This is a genomic window from Paenibacillus sp. T2-29, from assembly GCF_052921365.1.
Window position 1 is genome coordinate 82608 of record NZ_JBREVE010000004.1, and the last position, 12372, is coordinate 94979.

14 protein-coding genes are annotated in these 12372 nt (G+C 47.4%); 2 read left to right on the plus strand and 12 right to left on the minus strand.

The window, feature by feature from the left end; all coding sequences use genetic code 11:
• Positions 1 to 17: 17 nt before the first annotated feature.
• The 6 genes from ACU1JV_RS13135 to ACU1JV_RS13160 all read right to left on the minus strand — a co-directional run bounded on the left by ACU1JV_RS13135 (position 18) and on the right by ACU1JV_RS13160 (position 5254).
• Entirely contained in the window at positions 18 to 242 is a 225-nt protein-coding gene (locus tag ACU1JV_RS13135; protein WP_013373530.1) for a hypothetical protein, read from the minus strand.
• Positions 235 to 1452 carry a Ger(x)C family spore germination protein gene (locus ACU1JV_RS13140; protein ID WP_016324850.1) on the minus strand — a complete coding sequence of 406 codons (1218 nt, stop codon included), beginning with the start codon at positions 1450 to 1452 and terminating at the stop codon, positions 235 to 237. The genes ACU1JV_RS13135 and ACU1JV_RS13140 overlap by 8 nt, the downstream gene beginning before the upstream one ends.
• The gene (locus tag ACU1JV_RS13145) at positions 1452 to 3080 is read right to left on the minus strand and encodes a spore germination protein (RefSeq protein WP_058830265.1); all 1629 of its coding nucleotides are present in this window, start codon (positions 3078 to 3080) and stop codon (positions 1452 to 1454) included. The genes ACU1JV_RS13140 and ACU1JV_RS13145 overlap by 1 nt, the downstream gene beginning before the upstream one ends.
• Before the next feature lie 179 nt (positions 3081 to 3259).
• Positions 3260 to 3598, minus strand: coding sequence for a hypothetical protein (locus ACU1JV_RS13150; RefSeq protein ID WP_013373533.1), 339 nt, complete (start codon positions 3596 to 3598; stop codon positions 3260 to 3262).
• A 15-nt stretch (positions 3599 to 3613) separates the two neighbouring features.
• Positions 3614 to 4327 carry a pirin family protein gene (locus ACU1JV_RS13155; protein ID WP_025675828.1) on the minus strand — a complete coding sequence of 238 codons (714 nt, stop codon included), beginning with the start codon at positions 4325 to 4327 and terminating at the stop codon, positions 3614 to 3616.
• 69 nt (positions 4328 to 4396) lie between these two features.
• Positions 4397 to 5254 carry a LysR family transcriptional regulator gene (locus tag ACU1JV_RS13160; protein WP_064961617.1) on the minus strand — a complete coding sequence of 286 codons (858 nt, stop codon included), beginning with the start codon at positions 5252 to 5254 and terminating at the stop codon, positions 4397 to 4399.
• 179 nt (positions 5255 to 5433) lie between these two features.
• Between ACU1JV_RS13160 and ACU1JV_RS13165 the strand changes: the two genes are divergently transcribed.
• A complete protein-coding gene (locus ACU1JV_RS13165) occupies positions 5434 to 6420 on the plus strand; it encodes a DMT family transporter (protein ID WP_413987135.1) in 987 nt (328 codons plus the stop codon).
• Positions 6421 to 6505: 85 nt separating this feature from the next.
• Here ACU1JV_RS13165 and ACU1JV_RS13170 read toward each other — a convergent pair whose 3' ends face one another.
• The 6 genes from ACU1JV_RS13170 to ACU1JV_RS13195 all read right to left on the minus strand — a co-directional run bounded on the left by ACU1JV_RS13170 (position 6506) and on the right by ACU1JV_RS13195 (position 11814).
• A complete protein-coding gene (locus ACU1JV_RS13170) occupies positions 6506 to 8494 on the minus strand; it encodes a methyl-accepting chemotaxis protein (protein ID WP_413987136.1) in 1989 nt (662 codons plus the stop codon).
• Between the two features lie 158 nt (positions 8495 to 8652).
• The gene (locus ACU1JV_RS13175) at positions 8653 to 9060 is read right to left on the minus strand and encodes a DoxX family protein (RefSeq protein WP_413987137.1); all 408 of its coding nucleotides are present in this window, start codon (positions 9058 to 9060) and stop codon (positions 8653 to 8655) included.
• Between the two features lie 120 nt (positions 9061 to 9180).
• Positions 9181 to 10041: a M56 family metallopeptidase gene (locus ACU1JV_RS13180; RefSeq protein WP_413987138.1), complete on the minus strand. Its 861-nt coding sequence runs from the start codon at positions 10039 to 10041 to the stop codon at positions 9181 to 9183.
• Positions 10042 to 10044: 3 nt separating this feature from the next.
• Positions 10045 to 10458 carry a BlaI/MecI/CopY family transcriptional regulator gene (locus ACU1JV_RS13185; RefSeq protein WP_413987139.1) on the minus strand — a complete coding sequence of 138 codons (414 nt, stop codon included), beginning with the start codon at positions 10456 to 10458 and terminating at the stop codon, positions 10045 to 10047.
• Positions 10459 to 10603: 145 nt separating this feature from the next.
• Complete coding sequence (locus ACU1JV_RS13190) at positions 10604 to 11443, minus strand: winged helix-turn-helix domain-containing protein (protein WP_413987140.1); 840 nt, start codon at positions 11441 to 11443, stop codon at positions 10604 to 10606.
• Positions 11419 to 11814 (minus strand): Fur family transcriptional regulator, encoded by a 396-nt coding sequence (locus ACU1JV_RS13195; RefSeq protein ID WP_013373543.1) that lies wholly within the window; start codon positions 11812 to 11814, stop codon positions 11419 to 11421. The genes ACU1JV_RS13190 and ACU1JV_RS13195 overlap by 25 nt, the downstream gene beginning before the upstream one ends.
• A 188-nt stretch (positions 11815 to 12002) precedes the next feature.
• On the opposite strand from ACU1JV_RS13195, the gene ACU1JV_RS13200 reads away from it, so the two are divergent.
• The gene (locus ACU1JV_RS13200; protein ID WP_043921433.1) at positions 12003 to 12320 is read left to right on the plus strand and encodes a hypothetical protein; all 318 of its coding nucleotides are present in this window, start codon (positions 12003 to 12005) and stop codon (positions 12318 to 12320) included.
• Positions 12321 to 12372 lie beyond the last annotated feature (52 nt).

A 12372-nucleotide genomic window follows, 5' to 3' on the forward strand; every position in this document is an offset into this window, starting at 1 on the left:
GGCATCCATTACACGATTTACAACGCGGTGGGGAGCCACATGTCAATAAATCGGGTCAGCCAAGTAGCCACATAAACAGTGCTCTTCGTCGATGTGCCGTAAATCCAGATACCAATGCTAATGACATACAGTACGCGGGAGACCCAGCGATTGACGGCAGGTGCATTGCTAATACGTTTACGGTCAATCAGATACATGAAGAGCATAGCCAGCAATAAAGGTAATAGAAATACTTTATTCATTCTGGATTTGCTCCTTTTTGACCCCGAATGGTTTGGTGACCGCACCGATATTCTCAATATGGACGACCGGATCTATGGTGACCTCCACCTTGGGATACAATTGCTCCCACTGAGGTTTAATCCGTTTCCACTCATCCGGGTGATTCGTAATTATAGCCCGGCCCAAGCCAAGCACGTCTGAATGATACTTTTGCTGGATTTCCTTGACGGCCTCTCCCAGCTCCCTCTTGATTTCCTCGACCGTCTGCTGCTCCAGCCACTTCAAATTTTCCTCTCTGGAAATATCGAAGCTCGTCTCATTTTCCTTCACATTCCCATTGCAGTTCATATGAATAGTCATTCGAATTTCGTTCCCCCGAATAAAGGGCTTGATATGGACTTTATTTTCGATGAGATGCACAGATATGTAACCTCTACCTTTGGGAGGGGGGATAAAAATTTCTGTTTCCTTGGCTTGCTCCATACCCAACAGTAGAAACCGGCTGAGGTGATTATCAATAACCCCTGTTAACCTGTCTTGTCGAAAGACAGCCAGTCCATCGACCTGAATATTTGTCTTCTTGTCTTTAAGACTATCAGGCCCATTCTTCACCAGAGACATTACCGGCACTACCGGATCAATGCCTTCCAGCAGGACGGAATTCATCAGCAATTTAACGGAACGAGGGTTCTTCATATAGGAAAAGTTAAGCTCACGCACCATTTCCGCTGGATATTGCTCAATCGGAGCATCTGCCTGAAGCATTTCCATCGCTGACCCCTTTGTGATAACAACAAGGGAAGACAGGCGGTTCTGCGGAATACGTGCAATGACATCCATCATTTTGTTAATCCCTTCTCGTGCCAGCGTCTCCCCGAGCAGCAGCACCCGTCGATGAGAATAATTCAGCGTCCGCGAAACCTCTCGCTGTTCCTCAGTACTTGCTCCCCGAAAGCTTGGACCTGTTTTGGACTCCAGGTAGTAGGACTTCGTACCACTTGTACCTCCCCCTCCTCCTGTGCTGCCCGAAGATCCGAGCTGTCCGGGCAGAGCAATTTGCATCGTTACCCGGTATTGATCGCCTTCCTTATCAAGCCCGGTACCCATCACAAAGGCCACATCATTCACTTCACGACGATCCCAACATCCTCCCAAAAGAACAGAACAAAGCAGTAGACAACAGAGTACAGCTGCTTTACGCATTTGCTGTGTATTCGATGTGGGCTTCATCACCATCCCTCCTCGGTTTTAGGCGATCCATTCATCTCTTTCTTCGCTCGTTTGTTGTTGTCTTTACCAATCCATGAAGGACGTTTGGTCAATTTCCACCAAGGTGCACGGACGATAATATCCTTTTGATCCATATGGTTGTACGGGCTATATCCACTCATATAAGGAACACCAAACGATGTTAGCTTGGTTAGGTGCGTTGCAATCAGCGTTGTCGCAATAATGATGCCAAACAATCCAAATAAACCAGCCATCAGCATGATTGGAAATCGCAGTAGACGAACCGTAATGGCAAAATTAAAACGCGGTATGGTAAACGAGGCAATACCTGTGAGCGACACAACAATGACTATTGGCGCCGATACGATCCCTGCCTGTACTGCGGCCTGCCCAATAACGAGCGCGCCCAGGATACTGACGGCCTGACCGACCGTTTTGGGGAGACGAATCCCAGCTTCTCGCAACGCCTCAAAGGAAATCTCCATCATCAACGCTTCCACCAGTGCTGGAAAAGGGATGGATTCCCGAGCCGCCGCAATACTCAAGATGAGCGTCGTCGGCAGCATGTCATGATGATAGGTTGTCACCGCTACATATAATGCTGGCAGAAAGAGAGCCATGATGAGAAAAAGAAACCGAATCCAGCGCACCATATTACTGATGAAGAAGCGCTCGTAATAATCCTCGCTCGCTTGCATCATTTGCCACATCGTGACTGGTCCAATCAGGGCAAAAGGGGTTCCGTCCACAAAAATGGCAAAACGTCCTTCCAATAATTGCGCGGTGACGGTATCCGGACGTTCAGTGTATTCCATTTGTGGAAACGGCGAATATGGGTGATCTTCGATCAGTTCCTCAATATATCCAGTCTCCAGAACACCATCAATTTTAATATCGCTGAGGCGCTTTTTAACATCCTCCACCAGCTTCGGATCTATGATCCCTTCGATATAGGTAAGGACGACACTCGTTTGGGTTTCTGTTCCGAGGGTCATGCTGTGCATCTTGAGCTTGGAGGTTTTTAGCTTGAATCGTAGCAGTGCCGTATTCACGCGAAGTGTCTCAGTGAAGCCCTCACGCGGCCCGCGAATAACAGCTTCGGTCTGCGGTTCCTCCACACCACGGCGGACGCCCCCCTTGGCGCTGAAAATATAAGCACGAGCCGTTCCATCTACGAACAGAGCGGCATTGCCGTCCAGTATCGCTGCCGATACCATCTTCCATTCGTCCATCGTTTTGGTCTGGGACATAGAAATACGAGTCTCATCCAGCGGCTCCAATTTGCCATTCACTTCAGGGTCCTTGAGCATCATGCCCAAGATGACAGGCCGCAGGATATGATCCTGCAAATCTTCTGATTTTACCGTACCTTCGAAATATGCCAACAACCCTTTTCGTTCAGGGGAAATCATGAGCTCTCGGTAGACGATATCAGAGCATTCCTTGAAAATATCACGCAATGCGACCCTATTGTCTTCCAGACTGCTGCGCAGTGGCTCTTCTAGCCATGAAGACTCCGGTAGCCCTTTAGGCACACGAGAAGAATTTCGTGTTTTGCGCTCACCGGTTGGAATCGCTCTCCGGCTCCACGGTAGCTTTGGCAACTTGGGAAAGCGCCCTTTCTTCATCGTTAGTCCCCCCTTTACGAATAAGCCGATCAGGTAATATGAGATATAGGATGTACCAGCCTGCAAAGGATTATGTATCCAATGAACTCATCATCTTGAACACATAGCAAAAAGACCCTGCAATGATGCAGAGCCTTTGAAAATCGATTATACATTCGAACATTTATGATTAAGAAGATTTAGTCTCCCCAATACTCCTCGGGATGGTATTCAATCTCAGAACCAGCTTCAAACGTAAGCTCACCGATCTGAGCATGATATTGCACACTTTCCGGGGTGACGTAATACCAATGCTTTACCACGGGTCCACCGTCTGCGGGCGTTACAAAGCGAAATACGTTCAGCTCCTCGCTGAAACGCACAATCGCCTCCGCTGCCTCACGCGGCAACTCTTGAAGTGTGAAGCGAAACACGCCGTCCGCCAATTCCAAACGACAATCAAAACGCTGCTTGCGGCTGTCAGCAAAGCTTCGCCCCGTGACAGCATGCTTGATCAGCCATGTTTCCTGCTGCGCCATTGTGCGCACCTCCTTTTAGGGCAAATCAATCAGCATATAAAAAACAGAATCTTCTGCCTTCAGTGATAACTTCGGCTCCTCCTCTATACGAGCAGAATCACGCCCTTGCAGAAGATATTCACCGTTCACACGCAGTGAGCCCTCGATGACGAACAAGAACACGCGCCGACCCTCGGCCTGTGTGAATTCGACTTGTTCCCCGGGCTGAAGTTTGCTTAAATAAATCGTTAAATCCTGATTGATTGAAGCTATTTCACCCTCCGTGCCTGGTACACGCTTTCCAGCAACGACAGGCAGAAGCTGACCGTGCAGACGCTCCGTATTGAACGCTGTAGTCTCATAGGAAGGTTGCAATCCTCTCGTGTGCGGACTAAACCACAATTGCAGCAGACTGACATCCTCGGTTTGCGAAGCGTTGTGCTCCGTATGAATGATGCCGTGGCCCGCTGACATTCGCTGAATGCCTCCAAAACGGGTCACCGCCACATGTCCACGGTTGTCTTCATGACGCAGCTCCCCATACAGCACAATGGAGACAATCTCCATATCGCTGTGCGGATGCGCCCCAAAGCCCCGGCCCGGTGTGATGACATCGTCATTACAGACACGCATAGGACCAAACGCTGTATTGTTCTCATCCTGATACTCCGCGAATGAAAAGCTGTGGCTCCCCCGCAGCCATCCCTTATCGAAGCTGAATCGGGAAGCAGCCGGATATATTGTAAACATAATAGCCCTCCTTCAGGATGAACAATGAGATCAAATCCCTCTCATTGTACCCGAGCCCAAGCGATAAAGCTACGCTTCTGTCTGAGTAGTAATTTCATCTATAAAAGACTGCAAGGTACTGGTAACGAAGGCCTCCTTACGGCGGATAAACACCGTTGTCACTTCATTGTAAGGCTCTGGGATGGCATGACCGCACACAAGACCTTGAGCCACCAGCCCGCTGATCGAGGATTCGGGAAAAACGGTCATTCCAATGCCTGCTGCTACACTACCGATAATCGTCTCAAATGTCCCAAACTCCATGATCCGCTTGGGGATAATCCCCTCCATTTTGAGCCAGGTTTCCAGTCTTCCCCGATATCCGCAGCCTTTTTTATATACCAGGAGCGGACGAGTTGCAAAATCGTCAACCGAAAAGTCACTTCCTTGAGATACGAGGACCAGCTTTTCCTGAAATACATCAAACTGTTCAATGAGCGGATGCTTGACCGGTCCGGTTACAAAGGCTCCATCCAGTCGCATTTCTGCAACCTCCTGCACCAGTGATTCCGTAACCCCTGCCTTAAGGGACAATTCGACATCCGGGTACTTACTGTAGTAAGCATGCAAAATGGCCGGAAGGGCAATGACAGTCTCCACGATACCAATCTCCAGTACCCCTGAAGGTGTGGAGGTGTTCTGAAACGCATGCTTCATTTCCTCAAATTGCGATAAAATGCTTTTCGTATATTGCAGCAGACGCTTGCCTTCAGCATTGAGGATCATCCCCCGCTTATGTCTATAAAATAAAGGTGTCTGCAGTTCCTTTTCCAGTAGCTTGATTCTGGCCGTTACATTGGACTGGACGTAGCTAAGCTCGGCTGCAGCCTTGCTGACACTGCCATGTGCAGCCACCGTCTGGAAAATGTTTAAATCGTTCAGATCCACTACTGTTCCCCCTTATTGTGAAGGGCAAGGGCCACCAAAATTGACGCGCCTTGTCACTTATCATCATTTTAAATGATCATAATGTTTATTTTCAATCATTTTACCAACAGCTTCCTATCCTTTATGATGTGTCCATAGATATGTCCGCTGAGACCGGCAAGGAGGAGCTTTTGTACACCATGAACAAACAGATCATGACCGGATCTTTATTATGCCTGATCGCCAGTATGTCCTGGGGGGCGATGTTTCCGGTTTCGCACATTGCATTACAGCATATTAATCCACTGTACTTTTCATTTTTGCGCTATTTATCGGTTACACTCATATTAATTGTGCTATTGTGGCTCAAAGAGGGACGGACTGCATTTCGCTTTGAGGGCAAGGGCAAGGTGTTATTGTTCTTCGGAACTATGGGATTTACCATTTATAATATGGCCGTTTTCCAGGGACAGCACGCGATGGGGGCAGCAGGTACCCTTGTTGCTTCCATTATGGAAGTGCTAATGCCGATGATCTCCATTGCGATGGTGTGGGTCATGACCCGTAAAATGCCTCCAAAATATACATTAATCAGCATGTTGATTGCGCTGGCTGGAGCATTACTGGTTATCACGAACGGCAAATGGACCTTTTTCACGCTTGCCGGACAACATCTATTGGCGCTGCTGCTTATTTTCGTAGGTGTCGTCGGATGGGTCGTATATTCCATAGGAGGCAGTCATTTTGCAGGGTGGTCTACGCTTCGATATTCAACCTTGACCTGCCTGCTTGGAACTCTGGTCTCTTTTGTAGTCGTGACCTTTGCCTCTGCTTTAAACTGGATTACAGTGCCGGATTGGCAACACGTATGGTCAGTCAAATATGAAATGAGCTTTATGATCCTGCTTCCAGGGCTAGCGGCCTTGCTGAGCTGGAATGCCGGAATCCGCAAGCTGTCTCCGCTGAACGGAATTCTATTTATTAATTTTGTACCGATTACCACGCTGGTACTTATGTATTTCCAAGGCTATACCATTAGCCGTTATGAACTGTATGGGACTGTACTGGTCATTTTCGCACTGATTCTGAACAATATGTTTCAGAGAAGTTCTCTGCGTCCGTCCAACAGCTCACGGGGTGCCCGTTTCCGTCTGAATCGCCGCAAGTCGTTCAACGGTGACTTCTAACCCTGCGAACCAAAAGTTTTAATAAAACATCAAAAAGCGCCTGGATACGGAATATAACCTCCGTTATCCGGGCGCTTTTTACCATTTATGATTTCTCTTCAATCTGGAAACGTCCAACCAGTTCGCGCAGTTCCTCTGCCATTTGACTGAGGTCTGCTGTGGATGAAGCAATTTCCTCGATGGAAGCAAGCTGTTGCTCAGCCGCTGCTGAGATCGACTCGGTGTTGCTCGCCGCCTCGTCCGAAATATGGGAAATATCGCTCATAATATCCACGACACCTACAGTCCCCCGTGCCATTTCCTGAGTCACTCCGGTAATTTCATGGATATGCCCCATCGCGCGTTCAACAGCCTGACTGATTTCCGCAAAGGAATGCTCCGATGTGGTTACCGAATCAATACCTTCCGTCACCCGTACCCGTGCTTGTTGCATCGCGCCTAAAGCATGGTTCATATCCACCTGCATCGCTTCAATGCGCTCCGAGATCAAGGTAGCTGATTTGGCGGATTCTTCAGCCAGCTTGCGTACCTCTGTAGCAACCACAGCAAATCCTTTACCATGGTCCCCAGCCCGTGCCGCCTCAATAGATGCATTCAGTGCCAACAGATTGGTCTGTTTGGCGATACCAGATATAACACTGATAATATTCACGATTTCACCTGAACGCTCACTCAGGGAGTCCATAGCGTGTCCAAGATCATGAACAGTCTCGTCGATATCATGCATTTTCTGTACAGCCTGCGTAGCAGCCTTGCTGCCTTCCTGTGCCGACTCGGCATTCATCTTCACATGTTCAGATACACCCACCATGCGCTCAGATACATCCGCTGCTTGCTGAGCCAGTCCCTCCATACTCACAGAGCCATGCTTGACGCTTTGCAGCTGACGTTCGCTGCCTACAGCTACTTCCTGAATAGCAATAGTAACATGCTCAATGGCTTGGGTCGTCTGATCTGCACCCGCAGCCAGCTCCTCCGCTGAAGAACTTACCCGATCAGTTGTTTCGCGTACGCTTCGAATCATCGTACGCAAACTATCCACCATGGTTTGAAAATGAGCAGATAGTTCGCCTACCTCATCTGTTTTTCCCGTTTCCAAATCGCCCGTCAAATCTCCTTCACTGATTCGTTCTGCTGATTTTTGCAACTTACGAATCGGAACCAGAACAGAACGGGTAATCAGGAAAATCGCAATAAGCGCAATCACCAACGAGGCAGCCAGCACAATAATGGTTACATAACGCATGGCAGCGGTGGCCTCGCTAATCTCGGATCGATAGAAGGTACCCGCAATTTTCCAGCCGGTATCCTCATTCGTTACATAGGTCAAATATTTTTCCTGACCTTCATACATATAGTTAAAGTTCCCGCTCGGCGCAGTGTACAGCCTATCAAGAGAATTATCCTGAGGTAATGAACCCGCTTTAGCCGTAGGATGGACTACGAATTTCTTCGTGTGATCCAGAATGACGATATACCCCTCCTGGCCCACTTTAATGGAGGCCAGTTTACGTACACTTTCCAGATTCAGAGAGACCCCGATCACGCCAGACTGGTCGGAAAGCGTCCGAGATACGATGACTACAGGAATGCCTGATGAATTGATGATAACAGGGGTGATCACTACCTTGCCCGGTTGCTTCATCGCTTCGATGTACCATGGTCGTGTGCGAGGGTCAAATGTTCCTTCGTCCTTTTTGGGCACTCCACGGATCATCAGCCCCTTCGGTGTTCCCACGAAAATATCCTTCGCATCTTCGTGTAAGCCTATGTACTGGATCAGCTTGGGCTGAATCAAGGGACTGTTTGGCCCATCAATCATCGAACCGTCGAGGCGTTCCGCCAAATATCCCACATCTTCAATTTTACTGGCGATTGCATATTCAATAACGGAGTTAGCTGTCGTTACCCCCTGATTTGCACTGCTATAAAGCTGTTTTTCCATAGCATTATATGATGATTTATAGGTTGCAATGGAAATACTTAAACTCGGAATCAGCAAAACAAGCAAAAAACCTAAAATTAACTTGTTCCTGAGTGTCCAAATTGTCTTTCTCTTTCGCCTTGTTCCCATGTATCTTTCTTCCCCTTTGCTTAAAAAGCGATATATTTGTATTACATTCAATGTTAGTTATATCGGTTGAAAGCAGCAAATGATTTACAAGAAAATTTCACAAAGGAGCAAAACAAAAACCGCGCCCTATGAGACTAAGGACGCGGTTATATGAATATTTAGACCTGTACGTTACTATTTTCAGCCTTTTTACGGCCAAACAACTGATCAACCGCCAGAAAGCGTCCACCGACAAGGGCTTGCTGAAGACTGGTAAACAAAATCAGGAGATCAAATTCAATCGAGCCAAAAGGCTGTCCTTTTTTAGCAGTGAGCAATACACCGGTCATCACGATGGTCAATGCTGCTCCAGCCAGTCGTGTTCCAATACCCAGAACCAGTGCAATGCCTCCAACCAGCTCAACCGTAGCGACCACAGGGGCCATCCAGCCAGGAAGTCCGATGCTTTGGAAGAAGCCGGAGGTTCCGTCTAGTCCCTGAAACTTCTGTGCACCGTGAACAATAAAAATAACTCCTGTAAAAATTCGCACCAATAACAATCCAATATTCGCAAGCGTTTGATTCATAAGCTCATCTCCTTTTAGGTTGTATACAGATTAGATAATCAACACTACAAAATGTAGTGTTGTGCGTATCAAGAATCGGTAGCGCACAAGGCGCCACCTTTTATGATACATCTTGCCAAACTAGATTAACGCCAAGGCAAACATAAGCGTGAGCATGACGAGTACATAGCCTGAAAACATAATCGAACGCCAAGGCATCTGAATGATCGGCTTTTGTTGAGGGTCTAGAATGCGTGAGATACGATAATTAATGGACGTTTCTGCAAAAGAGGAACAAGCGGCGGAGTTTACCAGACGGGCATTAGCAGGTGTCATACTCAGAAGCTTGAGCAATGCGCTCCCAATCCCAACCGGTGAACCGGCTCGCTGGATCGCCTCGTTGTCCGCCAAGATTTCACGGGCCGTCTTGTAATGGTTGGTAATATGACGTAGCACCGGCAAGTAAAACAGCTGTGTAGCGCACATTTGCAGGAACCAGGTCTTCAATGGATCATAATGTTTCATATGATATGCTTCATGATATATAACCGCTTCTTCCTCATGCTTGTCCAGTAAGGACAATAGTGCAGAGGACAATACAATACGCGGCTTCCATAACCCCATGGTGAAGGCAGCAGGCTTGGCATAATCAATGACCCAAATCCGATCAGTCCCGAGTTCACGATATCGCTCACCCAGTGCTTCGGTCAACGGCAGGTCGCGCATTCGGTGCAGTCTGCGGAAAGCCGCCCTGGTAGCCATGCACTGTCTGACTGCTTCTCCTCCGGCGATACCGAAGGTTACAAAAACCAGTCCGCTGAGCGCATCCACCATGTAGCCGATTCCGTAGTGCTGCAACAAACTTCTGCAAATTTGAAACACGTTAAAATTCAATTTCCAGCCGAAAACATGCTGCCCGGCGTACATCCCCATCTGCATAAGGGCAAAACCCGAAATCAAGGCGCCTGCTGTAAACAGTAATTTAGAACGTGTTTTCCACATCGTCTACATATCCTTTTTCCATTGTTTAATTTTTTGTTCCAAACGTTCGATCAAAATCGGATCAGCTACTTCCAGAGCATCAATCATATGATTGACAGCAAGCGGGCCAAATTCATCCACCAGTTCGTGACTCAGCTCTTTGGATTGCTCATCCATAAACTCTTCTCTGCTTAAGACAGGACGGTATAAGGACGTTCTCCCGCGTATACTTTTGCTCAAAATCCCCTTTTCCACTAAACGATTCATCACGGTCATTACCGTATTGAAGTTAAAGTCCCGATCCCCCTCCAATGCGGTCTGCACTTCTTTGATACTCCGATCCGGAGTGGACCATAAAATATCCATGATTTTGGCTTCCAGAGGCCCAAAAAATCGGTTAAGTCCGGTTTCGCCAGCTTTAAAATTCAGTCGTTTCATAAGAAGCACCTCACACTACCGATTGTAGTGTATGTATCCTGATAAAGTCAACTGTCACACCTAGTGTCAACTTTAGGGTTCGTATATACAAACCGCCGAATGGTCTTCATCCGGCGGAAATTCATCGATATTCATAACCTTCCGTTTAGTCTGCCAATCTGTATCCTACACCTCTTACGGTAGCGATATATTCAGGCTCCGCAGGTCGATCGTCCAGCTTCTTACGCAAACTTTTGACATGCACATCCACAACATTGCTGCCGCCAACAAAATCAGTTTCCCAGATATCATGCATCATTTGCTCGCGCGAGATCACTTTTCCTTGAGAATCTATCAGCTTCAGCAGCAAATCGTATTCCGTTTTGGTCAGATTCAATGGATTCTCTTCCTTATATACCAACATTTTATCACGATCAATCCAGATGTCCTTGAACACCGTACGACGGCTGGTCTGCGCTACCTGGCGGGAAATCACCGGATGACGCACAATCATCCGCTCGATGTCATGCACCATTTGGTTGGATGCCAGTGGCCATACCAGCACCTCTTCCGAAGGAAGCAGCTCATGCGCACGTACAGACTTCCGATCCTGAACTACATACATAACTGGTGTATCTTTCATGTATTCATGTTCAAGGTCATTGCGGATATTCAGCAATTCACGCCGTGGATCGGTGGCGGTCAAATCGTAAATCAAGAGGTCGCTCCCCAAATGACGCTGCACTTCAGGCTCCCAGCGATGGAAGACCATCACGTCAAAACACGCATCTGACAACGTACGCACCACACCGTGGACTACACCCGGCACGGAACTGATCAGAATGATGCGACGTGTGGTCGGACAATACAAAGGTTCATTAGAAGGAACCGTCTGCACCGCAGGTGTAGACGGGGCAGACAACATCGATGTCCAACTGCCCTTCACGCGTCTAGGCATGTCAGCCACTTTAATACGATTCGTTACTTGATTCGCTTGCTTTGACATTCCTTACACACTCCTCCGAATACGACATGGGCATGGGCAATGGTATATCCCGTTTCATGCGCAACCGTATCAATCCAATCGTGTGGGACTTCACTCATCACTTCATCTACTCGGCCGCATACCTGACAAATAATATGCTGATGATCGTCCATTCGACCGTCATAACGACTAGCAGCTTCTCCTAGTTTCAGCTCACGGATTAATTCCTTATCCGTTAAATAACGTAATGAATTATAGACCGTTCCATAGGCCAGATTATATCCGCGCTCCATCAACCGATTCATAACATCGGCAGCAGTAGGATGATCGTGGGCCTCACGAACCACATCATATACCGCTTGGCGCTGCGAAGTTAAATTTAGAGTTCTCATACCGCATCTCCCTTAATCAACGCAGATTATATTTATTATAAACTTATAATCACAATAAAAATTAATTTAGAATAAGTATAAATCTTAATTTATTTCAAGTCAATGAGATCGGATAAATTGTGCCGCTTTGCAACACAATGTATACATGGAGTACATGCTTAGCCTATTTACAATCGGAGGGATAGTTTATGAAGATACTGTGGATATTCACGCTTTTCATGCTGCTCATGCTCGGAACAAGTATATCGATAAAATGGCTTTTCGGTGCCCGTCATCCTTGGGAGCCTATTTCATTGGCTTTTCGCACGATGCGACCATCGGAATATGTCGTTCTGGCAGGAATGCTGATAGTGTTCTTTATAAATGTGGGCAAAAAGCCAATAGGAAACACATTTCGCTTCCTGTTCTCGCAATGGTCACGTTTCCTCAAAGTTTCTACTCCTTCCTCTGCTTCTTCGCAAGAGAGCCAGCAGAAAGAACAAACAAGGGATAACGCAAACAAATAATGAATGAAAGAACAAGGCACCCTTACGACCGCATTTCCCAGAATAAAATGGA

Bases quoted from the DNA above. Each gene is read 5' to 3' on its own strand.
- ACU1JV_RS13135 (WP_013373530.1), bottom strand. From the start codon at position 242: ATGAATAAAGTATTTCTATTACCTTTATTGCTGGCTATGCTCTTCATG.
- ACU1JV_RS13140 (WP_016324850.1), bottom strand. From the start codon at position 1,452: ATGAAGCCCACATCGAATACACAGCAAATGCGTAAAGCAGCTGTACTC.
- ACU1JV_RS13145 (WP_058830265.1), bottom strand. From the start codon at position 3,080: ATGAAGAAAGGGCGCTTTCCCAAGTTGCCAAAGCTACCGTGGAGCCGG.
- ACU1JV_RS13150 (WP_013373533.1), bottom strand. From the start codon at position 3,598: ATGGCGCAGCAGGAAACATGGCTGATCAAGCATGCTGTCACGGGGCGA.
- ACU1JV_RS13155 (WP_025675828.1), bottom strand. From the start codon at position 4,327: ATGTTTACAATATATCCGGCTGCTTCCCGATTCAGCTTCGATAAGGGA.
- ACU1JV_RS13165 (WP_413987135.1), top strand. From the start codon at position 5,434: ATGAACAAACAGATCATGACCGGATCTTTATTATGCCTGATCGCCAGT.
- ACU1JV_RS13170 (WP_413987136.1), bottom strand. From the start codon at position 8,494: ATGGGAACAAGGCGAAAGAGAAAGACAATTTGGACACTCAGGAACAAG.
- ACU1JV_RS13175 (WP_413987137.1), bottom strand. From the start codon at position 9,060: ATGAATCAAACGCTTGCGAATATTGGATTGTTATTGGTGCGAATTTTT.
- ACU1JV_RS13180 (WP_413987138.1), bottom strand. From the start codon at position 10,041: ATGTGGAAAACACGTTCTAAATTACTGTTTACAGCAGGCGCCTTGATT.
- ACU1JV_RS13185 (WP_413987139.1), bottom strand. From the start codon at position 10,458: ATGAAACGACTGAATTTTAAAGCTGGCGAAACCGGACTTAACCGATTT.
- ACU1JV_RS13190 (WP_413987140.1), bottom strand. From the start codon at position 11,443: ATGTCAAAGCAAGCGAATCAAGTAACGAATCGTATTAAAGTGGCTGAC.
- ACU1JV_RS13195 (WP_013373543.1), bottom strand. From the start codon at position 11,814: ATGAGAACTCTAAATTTAACTTCGCAGCGCCAAGCGGTATATGATGTG.
- ACU1JV_RS13200 (WP_043921433.1), top strand. From the start codon at position 12,003: ATGAAGATACTGTGGATATTCACGCTTTTCATGCTGCTCATGCTCGGA.